General features: G+C 71.2%; 14 protein-coding genes and 1 pseudogene. 3 read left to right on the top strand and 12 right to left on the bottom strand.

The window, feature by feature from the left end; translation table 11 throughout:
• Nucleotides 1-63 precede the first annotated feature (63 nt).
• From ACIO1C_RS20885 to ACIO1C_RS20860, 6 genes are all read right to left on the bottom strand, one after another.
• The gene (locus ACIO1C_RS20885) at nt 64-1077 is read right to left on the bottom strand and encodes a nucleoside triphosphate pyrophosphohydrolase (protein WP_401865646.1); all 1014 of its coding nucleotides are present in this window, start codon (nt 1075-1077) and stop codon (nt 64-66) included.
• Between the two features lie 225 nt (nt 1078-1302).
• Nucleotides 1303-1959, bottom strand: coding sequence for a SurA N-terminal domain-containing protein (locus ACIO1C_RS20880; RefSeq protein WP_401865644.1), 657 nt, complete (start codon nt 1957-1959; stop codon nt 1303-1305).
• A 99-nt stretch (nt 1960-2058) separates the two neighbouring features.
• Nucleotides 2059-2478: a GtrA family protein gene (locus ACIO1C_RS20875; protein WP_401865642.1), complete on the bottom strand. Its 420-nt coding sequence runs from the start codon at nt 2476-2478 to the stop codon at nt 2059-2061.
• Nucleotides 2478-4007: a serine/threonine-protein kinase gene (locus ACIO1C_RS20870; protein WP_401865640.1), complete on the bottom strand. Its 1530-nt coding sequence runs from the start codon at nt 4005-4007 to the stop codon at nt 2478-2480. The genes ACIO1C_RS20875 and ACIO1C_RS20870 overlap by 1 nt, the downstream gene beginning before the upstream one ends.
• A complete protein-coding gene (locus ACIO1C_RS20865; RefSeq protein ID WP_401865638.1) occupies nt 4004-4678 on the bottom strand; it encodes a hypothetical protein in 675 nt (224 codons plus the stop codon). Before ACIO1C_RS20865 ends, ACIO1C_RS20870 begins: the two co-directional genes overlap by 4 nt.
• A 176-nt stretch (nt 4679-4854) precedes the next feature.
• The gene (locus tag ACIO1C_RS20860; protein WP_401865636.1) at nt 4855-6960 is read right to left on the bottom strand and encodes a class I SAM-dependent DNA methyltransferase; all 2106 of its coding nucleotides are present in this window, start codon (nt 6958-6960) and stop codon (nt 4855-4857) included.
• 172 nt (nt 6961-7132) lie between these two features.
• On the opposite strand from ACIO1C_RS20860, the gene ACIO1C_RS20855 reads away from it, so the two are divergent.
• The gene (locus ACIO1C_RS20855; protein WP_401865634.1) at nt 7133-7930 is read left to right on the top strand and encodes a hypothetical protein; all 798 of its coding nucleotides are present in this window, start codon (nt 7133-7135) and stop codon (nt 7928-7930) included.
• A gap of 58 nt (nt 7931-7988) precedes the next feature.
• On the opposite strand, the gene ACIO1C_RS20850 is transcribed toward ACIO1C_RS20855, so the two are convergent.
• Both ACIO1C_RS20850 and mfd read right to left on the bottom strand, forming a co-directional pair.
• Nucleotides 7989-8780, bottom strand: a complete 792-nt coding sequence (locus tag ACIO1C_RS20850; RefSeq protein ID WP_401865633.1) for an HNH endonuclease family protein — start codon at nt 8778-8780, stop codon at nt 7989-7991.
• A 93-nt stretch (nt 8781-8873) separates the two neighbouring features.
• Nucleotides 8874-12425: a transcription-repair coupling factor gene (gene mfd / locus ACIO1C_RS20845; RefSeq protein ID WP_401865826.1), complete on the bottom strand. Its 3552-nt coding sequence runs from the start codon at nt 12423-12425 to the stop codon at nt 8874-8876.
• A gap of 196 nt (nt 12426-12621) precedes the next feature.
• Here mfd and ACIO1C_RS20840 point away from each other — a divergent pair, with 196 nt between their 5' ends.
• On the top strand, nt 12622-12798 hold the full coding sequence (locus ACIO1C_RS20840; RefSeq protein ID WP_401865824.1) for a hypothetical protein: 177 nt from the start codon (nt 12622-12624) through the stop codon (nt 12796-12798).
• A 365-nt stretch (nt 12799-13163) separates the two neighbouring features.
• Here ACIO1C_RS20840 and ACIO1C_RS20835 read toward each other — a convergent pair.
• The 4 genes and pseudogenes from ACIO1C_RS20835 to ACIO1C_RS20820 all read right to left on the bottom strand — a co-directional run.
• A pseudogene (locus ACIO1C_RS20835) lies at nt 13164-13451 on the bottom strand (Scr1 family TA system antitoxin-like transcriptional regulator); the annotation flags it as partial.
• The gene (locus ACIO1C_RS20830; RefSeq protein WP_401865632.1) at nt 13343-13816 is read right to left on the bottom strand and encodes a helix-turn-helix domain-containing protein; all 474 of its coding nucleotides are present in this window, start codon (nt 13814-13816) and stop codon (nt 13343-13345) included. The gene ACIO1C_RS20830 and the pseudogene ACIO1C_RS20835, both read right to left, overlap by 109 nt.
• A 21-nt stretch (nt 13817-13837) precedes the next feature.
• The gene (locus tag ACIO1C_RS20825; protein ID WP_401865630.1) at nt 13838-14353 is read right to left on the bottom strand and encodes a DUF6879 family protein; all 516 of its coding nucleotides are present in this window, start codon (nt 14351-14353) and stop codon (nt 13838-13840) included.
• Complete coding sequence (locus ACIO1C_RS20820) at nt 14325-14579, bottom strand: hypothetical protein (RefSeq protein ID WP_401865628.1); 255 nt, start codon at nt 14577-14579, stop codon at nt 14325-14327. Before ACIO1C_RS20820 ends, ACIO1C_RS20825 begins: the two co-directional genes overlap by 29 nt.
• A 403-nt stretch (nt 14580-14982) precedes the next feature.
• On the opposite strand from ACIO1C_RS20820, the gene ACIO1C_RS20815 reads away from it, so the two are divergent.
• Nucleotides 14983-16065: a methyltransferase domain-containing protein gene (locus ACIO1C_RS20815; RefSeq protein WP_401865626.1), complete on the top strand. Its 1083-nt coding sequence runs from the start codon at nt 14983-14985 to the stop codon at nt 16063-16065.
• Nucleotides 16066-16795: the final 730 nt, after the last annotated feature.

Genomic DNA, 16795 nt, shown 5'->3' with positions numbered 1-16795 from the left:
GCTGGTTCGGGCGGTTGGTACGGGCCTGTTGGTAGGGGTTGTCGGTACGGGTTGTCGTACGGGTTATTCGGCGAGGCCCTCCGCGGCGCGGATCGCGTCCCGGTACGTGCGCGCGGCGGCGCGCAGGGCCGTCTCCGGGTCGACGCCGGTGCGCTCCGCCTCCATGGCCAGGGCGAGGAGTTCGTAGCCGATGCCGTCGCCCGCCGGGGGCCGGACGTCCAGGCCCGCTGTACGGACCCGGCCCGCGAGCTTGGCGGCCAGGGCGAGTCCCGGCTGGCCCAGCGGGACGCCGTCGGTGACCGAGTCGCGCTGCTTCTCGATCGCCTTGGTCCGCAGCCAGTGCGCCTTGACGTCCTCGGGGGTCTCGGCGGTCGCGTCGCCGAAGACATGGGGATGGCGGTGGATGAGCTTGTCCACGAGCGTGCCGGCGACGTCGTCGATGGAGAACGGCTCGATGTCCTCGTCCAGGCCGTCCTGGGCGATCCGGGCGTGGAAGACCACCTGGAGCAGGACGTCCCCCAGCTCCTCGCGCAGCTCGTCGCCGTCGCCGTCCTCGATCGCCTCGACCAGTTCGTACGCCTCCTCGATGCCGTACTTGGCGAGGCCCTGGTGCGTCTGGATCGAGGACCAGGGGCATTCGGCGCGGATGCGGTCCATGACCTGGACGAGGTCGAGGAGCCGGGCGCCGGGGAGGTCGTACGAGCCGGGGAGCAGCTCCAGGTCCGGCATCTGGACGCGGCCGGAGCCGGCCAGGCGGGCGAGGCCGTCGGTGAGGGCGGTGTCCGTGACGTCGGCGTCGGGGGTGGGCAGGACCACGACCGTACGGCCGCCCACGCAGTCCTCGACCAGCTCTCGCGCGGTGGGCGCGGTGTGCTCGACGGTGACGCCGGCCTCGCGGAGGTACGGGAGCTGTGGGTGCGCGGGATCCGCGCAGAGGACCCGGTCGGCGGCGTGCAGGGTCTGCCAGGCGGGCCAGGAGAGGAGGCCGGGGGCGACGCGGTGGCTGGCGGTGAGCAGCACGATGCGGCCGGGGGCCGCGGTGTCCTGGTCGGCGGTGGCGGGAGGTTCTTGGGTCACCTCTTGAACCTACCTCCGGTGCGTGCCGGGCCCGCCCGGCGGGCGTGTCCTCAAGCGCCGGACGGGCTGGGGGTGCGGCGGGTCGTGCCGGAGCCGCCCGGCGGGCGGTTTGTCGTCAAACGCCGGACGGGCTTGAATGATCCGCCCGGCGGGTGGGTGTCCTCAAACGCCGGACAGGCTTGAAGTGCGCCGGGCGGGTGTCCTCAAGCGGCGGGCGCGCTTGATCTACGCGTCCGTCGGTTGTTCCTGCGGGGCCTCTTTGGTCACCTGGGTGATCCACGGGGTCTTCGCGTCGCCCAGCTGGACCTTGCTGTTGTCCCAGCTGCCGTAGCGCGGGTTCACGTCGATGCTCAGCTTCTTGGACGTCGCGGCGAGGCCGGCCACCAGTTTCTGCTGGCCCTGCGGTGTCATCGAGTCCGCGCCCAGCGCCGCGCCGACCTTCGTCAGCAGGACGTCACGGCGGATCGCCTCGTCGAGCTGGTCCGGGGTGACCGCGCCCTGCTGGAGCGCCAGCGCGAGGAACTGCTTCTCGCCGCCGGACTGCGCGACCGCCTGCTGCCGGGCGGCCTGGATCTCCTTGCGGCTCACCGTCACGTCGGCGTCGTCCGCCGCCCGCTGGAGGATGCGGTCGAAGATCATGCCGTTCAGCTTGATCTGGCTGAGCCTGCCGGTGTTCTTGATGAGTTCGGCCGACTGGGGCGACGCCTCCTGGGCGGTGCGGACGTCCCGTACCGCTCCCTGGAGGGTGGACACCTCGATCCGCTGCCCGCCGACCACCGCCGCGGCCCCGGGATGGGCGTCGCTGCCGCAGGCGGTGAGCAGGGGAGCCGCGGCGAGGAGCGCGACGGAGAAGGAGAGCGCGGTGCGACGGCGGCGGTGCAAAGGGAGCCTCCCGGCGTGATTGTGCGGCGATGCACAAGGCCTTGCAGTGATCGATGTTAGGCAGTCCGCGTGGCAGGGGCCACTGGTTCGACCAACGATTCACCGGGAGATTGGGGTGCGCCCCGCCCGAGAAGTCGATTCCGGGTCCCGGTCGGGGCGGAGCATGATCGCGCGCGAGACCACAAAAGTGATCGGCACGGCCGCGCCCGCGGCGCCCAGCGGGGCGTAACGGCTGCTGAGGCGCAGAACGTCCACCAGCAGGTAGACACCGCTGGTGGTGATCACGAAGTTCGCGGCGTTGGTGAGCGGGAAGAGCACGAACTTCCGCCAGGTCGGGCGCGTCCGGTAGGTGAAGTGGCTGTTGAGGAAGAAGGAGCCGACCATGGAGAGTGTGAACGCGATCACATGCGCGGCGACATACGGCAGCCGGGTCAGCAGGAGCAGGTAAAGGGCGTAGTAGGTCCCGGTGTTCACCACTCCGACCAGGGCGAACCTGATCAACTGGCTCCGGACCGTCATCAGGCGCCCCGGAACTGCTGTTGGTGTTCGAGCGCGCGCCGCAGTTCGGCGGGGAGCGGGTGGTACGGACCGTACGCCCGCTCCGTGTCCCACAGCAGGCTCTGCAACTGCTGCCGCGCAGCCGCGTGGTCGCCCACCGCGAGCAGCAGGTGCCCGATGCGGTGGCGGATCTCGAAGGACCGGCCCGCGTCGCCGCCGGGCTGCCGCATGCTTTCGTAGTACGGCACCAGCGCGCGGTACTCCGCGAGCGCGGCGGCGGCCTCCCCGAGCTGTTCCAGGCACTGCGCGGCCTCGTACCGGAACTGGAGCGCCTGCGGGTCGCCGGCGCCCGCCTCGGCCGTCCTGTCGTCGGCGAGGCGGCGCAACTCCGGGAGGGCGCGCCGGTACTGGCCGTCGTCCAGCAGGGTCGACGCGTACTGCTTGCGCAGGATGCGGACCACCGGGGAGTACTCGCCGTGCTCCGCCGCGGCGGCGGGCAGGATGCCGCCGAGGATGTCCACGGCCTGCGTGATGCTGCCCTCCCCCAGCAGCCGCTTGACCTCGTCCACTGCGGCGGCCACGTCCGGCCGTTCGGCCGGGACGGGTGCCTGCTGGGTCACCGGCGGGGACGGCACGGTGGTGGCGCGGTCCGGCCAGGGGGCGTGCGGGCGCAGGAAGGGGCGGGTCGGGTCGAGCGGGCCCGTGGGGCCGCCCCGGGCGGGCAGGAGCGGGACGAGGTGTTCGTACACCTCCTGGGCGCCGGCGGGGCGGTGTTGCGGGTCCTTGGCGAGCAGCCGCAGCACGATGCGCTCCAGCTGCTCGGGGACCTCGGCCCTGAGCCGGCGGATCGGCACGGGCGCCTCGTACAGATGGCGGTGCAGGACCCCGAGGACGGTGGAGCCCGCGAACGGCACGTTCCCGCTGAGGAGTTCGTGGAGGAGCACGCCGAGGGCGTAGAGGTCGGTGTACGGGCCGACGGCGCCGCCCATCGCCTGCTCGGGCGCCATGTAGGCCGGGCTGCCGATGGGCGAACCGGTGTGGGTGAGGCGGGTGGTGTCGGTGTCCAGGACGGAGGCGACACCGAGGTCGAGGACCGTGACCGTACCGTCGGGCCGCACCATCACGTTCCGCGGCTTGAGGTCGCGGTGGACGATGGGCACCGCGTGCACGGCGCCGAGGACGGAGCAGAGCTGGGCGGCGACCGAGACGGCCCAGGGCCAGGGGTACGGGTCGTGCTCGGCGAGGTGGTCGGCGAGGTCCGCGCCCTCCACGTACTGCATGACGAGGTAGAGGTCGTCGTTGTCGCCGCCGGCGTCGTGGACGGTGACCAGGCCCGGGTGGTCGACCTGGGCGGTGACCCGGCACTCGCGGACGAAGCGGCGGCGCATCTCGTCGGCGCCGCTGGCGGCGGTCATCCGGTCGGGGCGCAGGAGCTTGACGGCGACGCGGCGGTCGAGCCGCTGGTCGTACGCGGTCCAGACCTGGCCCATGCCTCCCTGTCCTATGACCGTGGAGAGCTCGTAACGGTCCGCGATGACCCGTCCGTTCACCGGTCTTCCTGGCCCTTGCCCTTGCGCAGGAAGTCGCTCAACTCGTCCAGCTCGGCGCGCACCTGGTCGATGCGGGGGTGGTCGGTGGTGCGCGGGAGATCGGAGGTGCGGGGCAGATCGGAGGTGCGCGGGCCGTCCGTGCGCAACGGGTCCGGGTGCGGGGTGTCCGTACGCGCGAAGTCCGCGGGGTGGCTGTGCGCCGGGGGTACGGCCGGGGGCGGCGGGACATGCGGGCGCACGGCGGGCGGCGGGGTGGCCGTTCCCACCGGGGGGTAGCCGTAGGCGGCCTGCGGCGGGACGGGCTGCGGCTGCGGGTAAGCCGCTTGGGCGTTGCGTCGGCTGAAGTGCGCGATCTCCGCGTACAGGTAGTAGACGAGGACGGCGACCGCGGTCAGCAGGAGCAGCCCCACGCCGACGTCCGACCGGGTGGCCGACAGGTCCTCGGTCTTGTCCGTGCCGATCATCACGACGCAGAGGACGAGCACCGCGACGGTGAGGACCAACAGCGCCCAGTTCAGGCCCTTGCGGGTGATGACGGCGAGCCGCAGCATCGGCGCCCAGGCGAGGAATCCGCAGCTGAGGACAGCGGCCAGCGCGAAGAACACACGCAACACGATGACCGCGGATCCGTCTCGCGGTTGTTGCGGCGGCACGTAGCCGTGGCCGTGCATCACTGCTCCTGAGGGCCTGGGGACGAGGCGGAACCCGCTGTACGGGGACGAGCGTATACAGCGACGGTGACACACCGCCCCCGGGTTGCGCGCATCCGGTACCGCATCGGCAACTCCTCCCCGAACCGGGCCCGTACAGGCCCGTACCGGCCACGGAACGGATCCGGGGCCGTCGTTCAGCCGGGGTCGACGCTGCCGTCCGTCAGGCCGTCGTGAAGCCCTCGCACCAGCTGTTCCCCCAACTGTCCCGCGAGCCTCACCGCATCCTCGAAGGCGGCCAGCGCGCGGAAGCGTTCACCGTACCGCCGCTGGTCGGCGAGCGGGAGCCTGGGCAGTCGCAGACGCCGTACGTCGAGCCGGGTGGCGGTGGAGGCGTAGCTGCTCGCGCGGCGGTTGTTGGCCGTGCCCCGCAGGAATCCGGCGAGGAACCAGGCGTCGAGGGCGGCCGGATCCGGTCGCAGCAGCTGGAGGTTGCGGCCGAGGGCGGCGCCGGCCGTCGCGGCGTCGACCACGCGCACCACCGCGCCGCCTCCTAGGACGGGGACGACGACGTCCCCTTCCTCGGTACGTACGGGCTCCTCGGGCGGGCCTTCGGGGAGCGCGCCGGAGGGGGCGCGGCCGGCGAGCACGTCCTGTTCGGTGAGGACGGGGGTGGGGGGCGTGGGCGGGGCGGGCGTGGCGGCGCCTGTGCTTGTGCCGGTGCCGCCCGCGTGGAGCACCAGGGCCCCGGCGCGGGCGAGTTCGCCGACGGTGACGGTGACGGTCACGGCGGGCACATGGGCCTGGGCCGCCTCCCCTGCCCTGTCCGCCACCGTGACGGCCGGCGGGACCAGGTCGTGGGTGCGGCGCAGGGTGTCCGTCAGCCGCTCCCGTACGAGGGCGAGTTCGGCCGTGCCGCTCGCGGCGGCCGGGGGCGGGAGATGGCGGGCGGGGGCCAGGTCCACGTCGTCGTCCAGGAGCTCGATGACGGACACCGCGCCGCTGACGCCGGGCCGCTCCTCGACCGTGCCCTGCCGCTCGAAGGCTCCCCAGGCTTCGAGGACCGTGCTGTGGACGGCGGACCAGTCGAGGGTGTCGCGCCCGCCCCCGGGGGCGGCGAGACCGGCGGTGTCGACCAGGAGCAGCTCGGGGGCGGGCCGGTCGCCGGCGGCGGGCCTGCGCAGGACCCAGAGGTGGAGCGGGATGCCGTACGGGGGCGCGGCGCCGGCCGGCAGGGCCACGACGGCGCGCAGGGCGCCGCGCCGCAGCAGGTCGGCGCGGATCCGGCGGCCGGAGCGGCGGGAGGCGGCGGCGGGCGGCATCAGCAGGACGGCGGTGCCACCGGGGCGCAGGCGGGCCAGGGCGTGCTGGACCCAGGCCAGTTCGGACTCCGTACGGGCCGGGAAGCCGTACTCCCAGCGCGGGTCGTAGGCCAGCTCGTCGTGGCCCCAGTTGCGCTCGTTGAACGGCGGGTGGCAGAGGACGGCGTCGACCGCGAGCCGGGGGAACGCGTCGGCGCGCAGGGTGTCGCCCGCGTGTACGCGCACGTCGGCCTCCGTATGGAGGGCGAGGCGCAGCGCGGTGAGCGCGGCGGGCTCGGGGACGGCCTCCTGGGCGTGGAGGGCGGCCGGGTGCGGGACGGCGCGCAGCAGCGTGCCGGTGCCCGCGGCGGGGTCGAGCACGCTGACGCCCTCGGCCGTGGCGCCGGCCAGTGCGGTCATCAGGGCGGCGGCTTCGGGCGGGGTGAGCGTGTACTGGCGGGGGTTGGCGTCGAGGTAGCGGCCGAGCAGGAACTCGAAGGCCTGGCGGGCGCCGAGGTCGGCGGCCAGTTCGGCGGCCGCGCGGAGCAGGGGCACGCGTGCCCGCAACTCTCGGCTGCCGGGGGTGTGAACCGGTCTGTCGCCCTGTTCGCCGAGGCGGGCGGTGAGGACGTCGTCCAGGGCGGCGGGCAGCAGCTCGGCGAACCGCACGTCACTGGCGGCGGCCAGCTCCAGCCAGACCATGGGGCGCTCGTGGACGAGGAGGAGGGCGCAGCCCGTACGGATCAGGGCGGAGGCGGCGCCGGCGGGGTCGCCCGAGACCTCCTGCCAGACGCGTTCGCGGAGCGGGACCTCGGCCAGTTTCCCCTGGTCACGCAGCCATTGTTCGACCTCGCCGAGGGCGAAGGAGGGGCTGGTCTCGGTGCCTCCGACAGGCTGGGGGAAGTCGGTGTGGCGGCGGCGCCAGTTGCTGACGGCGGCCCTTCCGACGCCGGCGAGCCGGGCGATTCCGGCGGCTGTGACCTCCGCTGCGTTCTCCGGCACCTGGCTGCCTCCCTCACCCGCACGGCTGTCGTGTCGGACCGAGCATAGCGGCGCGCACCACTTCGTACGGATTCACATGGTGGACGTGGGCGATTCTAAAAATCGTGGTTGACTCGGTTCACAGCATCTGTTGTCATTGACGTATCGCCACACAACTTTCCCGGAGACCGCCATGCATGTACTCCTCTCGTCCCGCGCCCGCCGTGGCGCCCTCGCCGCCCTCTGTGCGGCCGCCGTCCTGACGCTCCCGGCCTGCAGACCGGGCTCGGGCGGCGACAACAGCCCGGCCAAGAAGTCCACGAAGGCCGCGAAGGCCAAAAAGAAGCCCGCGCCCTTCGCGGGCCAGTCGGGCCCCGAGGTCATGGACCAGGCCTTCGCCGCGACCCGCGCCGCCACCTCGCTGACCCTGAAGGCCGACATGCCCGACCCGGAGGGGCGCATAGCCGTCGATGTGGCGCTCGACAAGAAGGGCGACTGCGCCGGCACGATGTCGATGAACGGGCAGGGCACGGTGACGCTCACCAAGACCGGCTCGACCGTGTACATGAAGTACGACGAAAAGCTGCTCAGGTCGCAGGGCAAGGGGCAGCCGAAGGCCGAGGTGGACGCGGCGGTCGAGATGCTCGCCAACCGGTGGATCAAGGCCGACGCGAAGGAGCCCGACGCCAAGGACCTGGTCGGCTTCTGCGATCTGGACGAGCTGCTGGCCGCGTTCGAGGGCGGCGACAGCGTGGCCCGCAAGGGGCCGGTAAGCACGGTGGACGGACAGCCGGCGCTCACCCTCACGGAGACGGACGGTTCGTCCGACTACACCGTGCACGTCGCGGCGGAGGGGAAGCCGTACCTGCTCAAGATCGTCTGGACCGGCAAGGAGGAGGGAACCATGGCGTTCTCGGAGTTCGACCGGCCGGTCGCGGCGGAGGTCCCCGCCGACAAGGACGTGGTGGACCTCGCGAACCTGGACGGCTGACGGGGCCGTACGACCGTCCTCACGCCCGGCGCGATCATCCGCTCACCCACCACCCGCGTCAGCCACCGCACTGACGGAGCATCACCTTCTTGTCCGCCGCCGTCACGGGCAGTTCGTACTTGAGCGAGACCTGGGCGAACCGCACCACGTACGAACACCGGATCCCCTTGTCCGGCGGCAGCCAGGACGCCGGGCCCGAGTCCGACTTGGCGCCGTTGGTCGGCCCGTCCACCGGGATGAGGTTGAGCGGGTCGTTGGCGATCTGCTTGCGCTTGTCCTCGTCCCAACGGGCCGCGCCCATCTGCCAGTCGTACGACAGCGGCATCACATGGTCGATCTGCACCTTCGACGCGGACTGCTTGCGCCACTCGATCGTCTTGCCGGTGTACGGGTCCCGCAGCGTCATCGAGACCACGACGCAGTCGGACTCCGACCGGTACTTCAGCCGCTCCCCGTCCCGGGCGAGCAGGTCGTTCCTGGTGTCACAGCCGTTGTGCGCGTACGGCACCCCGTCGGCGGAGTCCAGCCAGGCGTAGCCGAACTTGTCCCGGTCATACCCCGTCTTGGGGCCGCGCCCCTTCGTCTTCACCCGGTCGATGAGCTTGCGGCCCGCGCTCCTGTCCGCCTCCGACGTGAGGGGAGCGAGCCCGCGCTTCGTCCCGTCGGGGTTCTTCAGCGGACCGGCGCCGGAACCGCCCGAGCCTGAGCCCTGGTCCTCTGCCCCGGCCGACGCGGCGGGCCCCGGGTCGATGCCGATCCCGCCCTCGCACCCGCCGAGGACGGCGACCGCCAGCACCACGGCCCCACCGCGCAGACCTGCCCGCGCCACCCGTACCGCACGTCTGTTCACGCCCGCACCCTACGCTTCCCGCCGGCCGGCCCGGCAGGAGACGTATGCCCGGCATTCCCGGACTCAACGGGCGGCAGGGAACGGGCAGTGGACTCAGGACCCCAGGATCGTCGCCAGGAACTCCCCGGTCCACGACAGCAGTTCGCGTCCCACCACCGGCTTCCCGCCGATCTTGCCGGCCGTCGGGCGCGGCACCAGGATCTGGTGCGCCGCCGGCTTGATGACCGTACGGGGATGCAGCCGCTTGAGGCGCAGCTCCTGCGACTCCCTCAACTCCACCGGCGCGAAGCGGATGTTGGGACCCTGGAGCACGATCTCGCCCACCCCGCACGCCCGCGCCAGCATCCGCAGGCCCGCCACCAGCAGCAGGTTCTCCACCGGCTCCGGCAGCTTGCCGTAGCGGTCGGTCAGCTCCTCGCGTACCGCCGTGATGTCCTCCTCGGTGTTCGCGGAGGCGATCGCGCGGTACGCCTGGAGGCGCAGCCGCTCGCCCGGCGCGTACTCGTGCGGGACGTGCGCGTCGACCGGCAGCTCGATCTTGACCTCCAGCGGCGCGGCCTCCTCCACCGTGCCGTCCACGGCGGCGCGGTAGTCCGCGACCGCCTCGCCCACCATGCGGACGTACAGGTCGAAGCCGACGCCCGCGATGTGGCCGGACTGTTCGCCGCCGAGCAGGTTGCCCGCGCCGCGGATCTCCAGGTCCTTCATGGCCACGTACATGCCCGCGCCCATCTCGGTGTGCTGGGCGATCGTCGCGAGCCGTTCGTGCGCGGTCTCGGTCAGCGGCTTCTCGGGCGGGTAGAGGAAGTACGCGTACCCGCGGTCGCGCCCACGGCCCACCCGGCCGCGCAGCTGGTGGAGTTGGGACAGGCCGAAGTTGTCGCCGCGCTCCACGATCAGCGTGTTGGCGTTCGAGATGTCGATGCCGGACTCGACGATCGTCGTGGAGACCAGCACGTCGAACTTCTTCTCCCAGAAGTCGACCACGACCTGTTCCAGGGCGCTCTCGCCCATCTGCCCGTGCGCCGTGGCGATCCGCGCCTCGGGGACGATCTCGCGCAGCCGGGCCGCGGCCCGGTCGATCGACTCCACGCGGTTGTGGATGTAGAACACCTGGCCCTCACGCAGCAGTTCACGGCGGACGGCCGCGCCGATCTGCTTCTGCTCGTACGGGCCCACGAAGGTCAGCACCGGGTGGCGCTCCTCCGGCGGGGTGGTGATGGTCGACATCTCGCGGATGCCGGTGACGGCCATTTCGAGCGTACGGGGGATGGGCGTCGCGGACATCGTGAGGACGTCGACGTTGGCACGGAGCTTCTTGAGCTGTTCCTTGTGCTCGACGCCGAAGCGCTGTTCCTCGTCCACGATGACCAGGCCGAGATCCTTGAACTTCGTCTCGGCCGAGAACAGCCGGTGCGTACCGATGACGATGTCGACCGCGCCTTCCCGCAGCCCCTGGAGCGTCGCCTTGGCCTCGGCGTCCGACTGGAAACGGGAGAGGGCCTTCACGGAGACGGGGAACTGCGCGTACCGCTCGGAGAACGTACCGAAGTGCTGCTGCACCAGCAGTGTGGTCGGTACGAGCACGGCGACCTGCTTGCCGTCCTGGACGGCCTTGAAGGCGGCCCGTACGGCGATCTCCGTCTTGCCGTACCCGACGTCGCCGCAGACCAGCCGGTCCATCGGGACCGTCTTCTCCATGTCCTCCTTGACCTCGGCGATCGTGGAGAGCTGGTCGGGCGTCTCCACGTACGGGAAGGCGTCCTCCAGCTCGCGCTGCCAGGGGGTGTCGGGGCCGAAGGCGTGGCCCGGGGCCGCCATGCGCGCCGAGTAGAGCTTGATCAGGTCGGCGGCGATCTCCTTGACGGCCTTCTTGGCGCGCTGCTTGGTCTTCGTCCAGTCGGCGCCGCCGAGGCGGTGCAGCGTGGGCGCCTCGCCGCCGACGTACTTGGTCACCTGCTCCAGCTGGTCGGTCGGGATGTACAGCCGGTCGCCGGGCTGTCCGCGCTTGGCGGCGGCGTACTCGACCAGCAGGTACTCACGGGTCGCGCCCTGGACCGTGCGCTGCACCATTTCCACGTACCGGCCCACGCCGTGCTGTTCGTGGACGATGAAGTCGCCCGCCTCCAGCGTGAGGGGGTCGATGGTCTTGCGGCGCTTGGTGGGCAGGCGCTGGCCGTCCTTGCCGGCGGCCTTCTGCCCGGAGAGGTCGGTCTCGGTCAGGACGGCGAGCTTGAGCGCGGGATCGACGAATCCCCAGTCGATGGAGCCCCGGGCGACGTGCACGACGTTCGGCGAGATGTCCACGAGCCCGCGGCCGTTCCCGGCCTCCGGGGTGTCGAGGCGGGCCGCGATGCCCTCCCCGCCCAGCACCTCGACCGTACGGGAGGCGGTGCCCTGGCCCTCCGTGACGTACACCGTGCGCCAGCCGTCGGCCAGCCACCCCTTGGTGTCGGCGAGGGCGCGGGAGGTGTCGCCGCGGTACGACTCCGGGGCGCGCATCCCGAGCCTGATCGTCTCCGCCGAGACGTCCTCGTCCGCCGCGAACGGGGACACGGACCACCACATCATGCCCAGCTCACGCGCCCGGTCCCGGACGTCCGCGATGCCCCAGAGGGAGGCCGCGCCCACGTCGATGGGGGCCTTCCCGCCCTCGGCGCTGGCGGCCCAGGACGCCTGGAGGAACTCCTGGCTGGTGGCGACGAGGTCGGCGGCCCTGGTCCGTACCCGCTCCGGTTCGCACACCAGCGCCATGGACCCCTGGGGCAGGACGTCGAGCAGCAGCTCCATGTCGTCCACCAGCACCGGGGCCAGGGACTCCATGCCCTCGACGGCGATCCCCTCGGCGATCTTGCCGAGCAGCTCGCCCAGCTCCGGGTGGAGCTCGGCGAGCGCGGCGGCCCGCTCCCGTACCTGCGGGGTCAGCAGCAGCTCACGGCAGGGCGGCGCCCACAGCCCGTGCTCGGCGACCTCCAGCGAACGCTGGTCGGCGACCTTGAAGTAACGGATCTCCTCGACGTCGTCGCCCCAGAACTCCACCCGCAGGGGATGCTCCTCGGTGGGCGGGAACACATCGAGGATCCCCCCGCGTACGGCGAACTCGCCACGCTTCTCGACCAGCTCCACGCGGGCGTAGGCGGCTGCGGCGAGGGCCTCGGTCACTTCGTTCAGATCGGCGCTCTGCCCGCTGCGAAGCGCGACGGGCTCCAGCTCCCCCAACCCTTTGACCTGCGGCTGAAGGACGGAACGAATGGGCGACACCACCACACTCACCGGCCCGGCGGACGGATCGTCCTTGGCGGGGTGGGCGAGGCGGCGCAGGACGGCGATGCGCCGGCCGACGGTGTCGGACCGGGGCGAGAGCCGCTCGTGCGGCAGCGTCTCCCAGGACGGGTACTCGACGACGGTGTCCGGGTCCAGCAGCGTCCGCAGCGCCGCCGCCAGATCCTCGGCCTCCCGCCCGGTCGCCGTCACGGCCAGCACCGGCCGCCCCGACTCCCGCGCCAGGGCGGCGACGGCGAAGGGCCGCGCGGCGGGCGGCCCGACGAGGTCGACGTGCATACGGTGACCGTCGGCGGCGGCCGTCACCGCTTCGGCGAGCGCCGGGTCCTTGATGACGGCGTCGAGCAGACCGTGCAGGCTCATGAAGGGTGGTTTCCGTCCAGATCCGTTGAGCGGGGGGCGAACGTCCGTTGAGCGGGACAACGCGAAGGGCCCGACACGTCGCACGGGCCGGGGTGCTTCCAGAGTACGACGCCGGAGGAAACGGGGCTGCCGCCGGACGACCGAGGAATAGCCACCGCCGACACAAGGTTCCCGTCTCAACGAAGGAGGCGTCGACATGCCCGATGCGAAGACCCCCCAGGACCAGGCCGAAACGACCCGCCACACCCGCTTCGGCAAACTGCCGGAGCGCATCCGCCTGGAGGACACGGTCCAGGCCGTCCCGGCGACGGCCCCGGACCCGTCGAGGGACTCGTACAACCACGACGAGTGGTTGACGCGTAACGCCCTGTAGCGGGCGCGGGTCACTGATGTCCTCAAGCGCCGGAGGGGCTTGGGTGTGCCGTGGTGACGGGGGAAACGATCAAGCCCGTCCGGCGATTGAGGACGCAGTGACCGGCACCGGTCGCGACCCGCGCGGGGCCCACTCAGGCTCTGCGAAGACGTTCCGCAGCGTCGGAAATCAGCTTCCGCGCAGCCTCTCCTCGCGCGGAATGCCGTGCGAGGAGGTCGAACGCTCTTGCGTACAGATCGACCTGACTCGGCTGGGTCAAGGTAACCGCAGCGTCCAGTGTGTCGGCGTGTACGCGTTCGGCATCGAACACCGTGGGCGTGTACGCGTTCGGCATCGAACACCGTGAAGGTCGGCAAGGGCCACATGGTGCGTCTGGCGGAGAACGGAATCACGCCCAGGGCGACATTGGGGCGGGACGTGAAGGTCAGAAGGTGGTCGAGTTGGGCGGACATCGTCCTGTCGTTGCCGATGCGGTACCGGAGAACGGACTCCTCCACCACAAGGAAGAACTGGCGCCTGTCTTCATGTATGACCCTGTTGCGCCTCAGCCTCGCCGCGACGGCTTCCTCCACGTCGTCCCGGGTGCCCCGGAAGGACGCGATGGAAGTGAGCAGCGCGTTCGCGTAATCCGGCGTCTGTAGAAAGCCAGGCACCACGTCGGAGCAGTACACACGGAATCGCTCGGTACGTTCGTACAGTGACGCGCCGGCCTCCTGAAGGTTTCGCAGACCGGAGCGTTGAAGCCCCGCCACTCCACATTCGCCTCAGTGGACTGCCTGTTGGCCGCGACCAGGTCCGCCGACCGGTCGGCGGCACGGCAGGCCACGCACCAGCGTCGGATATCGGCATCCGACGGCTGGGTGCGTGCGTTCTCAATGCGCGATGTCTTCGACTCGGACCATGCGCACCTGGCGGCCAGTTCACGCCCTGAGATCCCAGCGTCGAGCCGGAGGTCACGTAGCCGTGCCGCGAGCGCCTCGCGGGCCTGGCGGACGGTGGCGGAGGGGTGCTGGGGCATGGTGGCGGGCCGGCCGTTCGTTCAGATCTTGTAGTCCTGGTGCGGGATGGCACGTTCCCACACGCTCTCGAAGGCGGCTACACAGAGTCCCACCGTGTCGGGGGCGTTGGTGAGTTCATCCTCGACCACCTCTCCATCGCCGGAGAAGTGGTGCACGCGGAGCATGGATTCGTCGAAGGCCCAGAAGTCATTGGCGGGCAGCGGGATTCCGTTGGCCAGCCGGCGTGGCAGCCAGCGCACTTCCTCCCCGGCCACGACATTGCCATGCGTGACGTAGTGCTCCCAGCGGATGTATTCACTCACCGGCTCGGAGACGATGCGCGCGCGACGGATCACGACGCCCCGGGCCACGCTGTCGGCGATCAACTGATCGTACGGGTGCCACCACGACCCCCGATCAGCCCAGTCGATCCGCTCCCCTCGCTTCCACGCGTCGAATCGCTCCGTGGTCGCGTAGGTGTCCCGCATTTCCAAGTGCAAGGCCGATCTCCGGCACTGCCGCAGCAGTTCACCGAAACTCGGCGCGTTCGACGGCATCGCACGCCTCTCTGATCATGGGCGCCATACGGGCAGGAATCCTGATGATCGCTTCGCTGTCCGGCACGGGTCCGTTCGCCGGGCTGGTCGCGTCACACTCCGCCGCTGTCGCGGGGTCGGGCTTCCAGCCCTGCAAGAGGATTTCACGCGCCTCGGGGTCCACCCACACCGTGGGGCAGTGATCACGATCGGTGTCAGGATCGATTCCGATGAACTTCAGGGACATTCTCAGCCTCCCGCTGTCTGTGCACTTGGCTCCCGTCGCCCTCTGAAGGTAAGCCGAAGTTGCGTCAATGCGAACGCCAAGCAGGCGAGTTGGCGTGCAAGCCGATGCAAGGTGGTGGAACGGCGGGCGCCGCCGACGCCATCCTGAAACAGCGTCACACAATGCTGATGAAGGAGGCACGATGGCCAAACACGAGAAGCCACCGCCGCAGCCCGGGCAGGGCACACCGCCGCCAGGGAACTCCGACGGGCAGGTGCCGAAAGCACCTGAGCCCGACGGCAAGCACAAGAAGTAGGAACGCGTGGACTCAGTGGACTCATGGGATGAGTGGCGTCGCAGCCTGGCGGCGGAGATGGATCGGCGTGGCGACTGGCCCGATCGGTCTCCCTGGATCCGCTCGGCTGTGGACGCCGTACCGCGCCACCTCTTCGCGCCGGACCGGCTGTGGCGTTGGGACGGCCGCGTGTACGTTCCTGTGGACCGGGACGGCGACCCCGACGGGTGGTCGGCGGAGGTGTACGGGGATCCGAACGACGCCGCTGTCACCCAGGTCACCGACGGGCTCCCGTCTTCCAGCCTGTCGTGCGAGGCGGTAGTGGTCGACATGCTGGACTCGCTCCTGCTGGAGCCGGGCCACCGGGTCCTGGAACTGGGCACCGGCACCGGCCGGAACGCCGCGCTGCTCGCGTGGAGGGCGGGGGGCGAGCTGGTGACCAGCGTCGAGGTGGATCCGGGCTTGGCGGTACGGGCACGGGAACGCCTCGCCGGGGCGGGCGGTGCGGCAGGCGGGGTACGGGTCGTGGTGGGTGACGGTGGCGCGGGGTGGCCGGCGGGGGCGCCGTACGACCGGGTGATGGCCACGTACGCGGTCGATCGGGTCCCGTGGGCCTGGGTGGCACAGACCCGGCCGGGCGGCAGGATCGTGACCCCGTGGGGTCGGCTGGGGCATGTCGCGCTGACGGTGGCCGAGGACAGTAGGTCGGCGACGGGTTGGGTGCAGGGACTCGCCCAGTTCATGTCCGCGCGGGGGACCGCCGGTCCGGGGCGGACTTTCGATCAGGTACGGGGAACGGCCCCCGCCGAGACCGAACGACCGATGACCAGGGACCTGGGACCGTTGCGGGCGGATGTCCATCTACGGTTCGCGTTGCGGGTCGCCCTGCCGGACGTCCGGATCACCACGGCGGAGGACGACGACGGCCTGAACGCGTGGCTGCACGACGAGAGCGGGTCCGGGGCTGGGTTGGGGTCCTGGGCAACCCTGTCCGCCGTGGGCGGTGGCGGTGATGGCGGCGGCACGGTGGCACATCAGGGCGGATCGCGCCGCTTGGCCGATGAGCTGGAGGGGGCGTGGGACATCTGGTCGGCCATGGGCAGCCCCAGCCTGTACGACTACGGCATGACGGTGGAGTCCGGCGGTCAGTATGTGTGGTGCGGAGACGCGACAACGGGCCCGAGATGGCCGTCGGTTCAGACCGAGGGGTAGTCGGGTGTGGCCGGGTTGTTGTGTGCAACGTGGGGCCGCCCCTTGCTGTTGAGTGTCGCGGGTCCGGTCCGGGCGTCAAGGGCGCTCCTGCGGAGCGTCGGCTTCGCCGATTGCGCTGCGCTTCACCCTTGACCCCCGGCCCGGCCCCGCAAGGGAAGGCTGGGGGGGGCGGCCCGGGGGAAGGTCCCCCGGTAATGCCCGGATGCGGTTGGGGTTTCGTCGCGGGCCTCGGCTTTCGGCGGGGTGTTGCGCACGGCTTGAATGGGGCGGTGGCGGGTCGGCTCGGCGGCTGGCGGGCCGTCTGTTTGCCGGTGTGCAAGCACCGTGTCTGTGGTGAGTGGGTGGTGGGGCGGATGTGGCGGGGGGAGGCGGCTCGTCGGGCCTGTTTCGGCGGGTTGTGTGCTCTGAGAGCCCATTAACGAAACACAGAACACAAGACCGGGGAGGAAGGGCCCGCAGGAGCCCTCAAAGCCTGGGCAAATGGGGCATATGGCCTGCTGGGGATGGGGGTGGGCAGTCCCGGCGGCCGGCTGGCACCCACCGGCCCGCACGCAAGCACCACACCCGGGCCGGGCGAGTGGTGGGGCGGATGCCGCCTGCTGGGGTGGTCATCGGGCTCGTTTCGGTGGGTTGTGTGCTTTGAGAGCCCCTTGATGAAACACAGGACACAAGACCCAGCGGGAGAGGCCCCCAACGGGCCTCAAGACCTAGGCAAATGGGGCATATTGGC

It is taken from the genome of Streptomyces sp. NPDC087420, assembly GCF_044744165.1.
Classification (GTDB): domain Bacteria; phylum Actinomycetota; class Actinomycetes; order Streptomycetales; family Streptomycetaceae; genus Streptomyces.
This window is presented reverse-complemented; position numbering and strand designations above follow the sequence as displayed.

Excerpts from the sequence above, each read along its gene's own strand:
- ACIO1C_RS20855 (WP_401865634.1), top strand. The coding sequence starts at position 7,133 with ATGCATGTACTCCTCTCGTCCCGCGCCCGCCGTGGCGCCCTCGCCGCC.
- ACIO1C_RS20830 (WP_401865632.1), bottom strand. The coding sequence starts at position 13,816 with ATGCCCCAGCACCCCTCCGCCACCGTCCGCCAGGCCCGCGAGGCGCTC.
- ACIO1C_RS20865 (WP_401865638.1), bottom strand. The coding sequence starts at position 4,678 with ATGCACGGCCACGGCTACGTGCCGCCGCAACAACCGCGAGACGGATCC.
- ACIO1C_RS20840 (WP_401865824.1), top strand. The coding sequence starts at position 12,622 with ATGCCCGATGCGAAGACCCCCCAGGACCAGGCCGAAACGACCCGCCAC.
- ACIO1C_RS20820 (WP_401865628.1), bottom strand. The coding sequence starts at position 14,579 with ATGTCCCTGAAGTTCATCGGAATCGATCCTGACACCGATCGTGATCAC.
- ACIO1C_RS20875 (WP_401865642.1), bottom strand. The coding sequence starts at position 2,478 with ATGACGGTCCGGAGCCAGTTGATCAGGTTCGCCCTGGTCGGAGTGGTG.
- ACIO1C_RS20825 (WP_401865630.1), bottom strand. The coding sequence starts at position 14,353 with ATGCCGTCGAACGCGCCGAGTTTCGGTGAACTGCTGCGGCAGTGCCGG.
- mfd (WP_401865826.1), bottom strand. The coding sequence starts at position 12,425 with ATGAGCCTGCACGGTCTGCTCGACGCCGTCATCAAGGACCCGGCGCTC.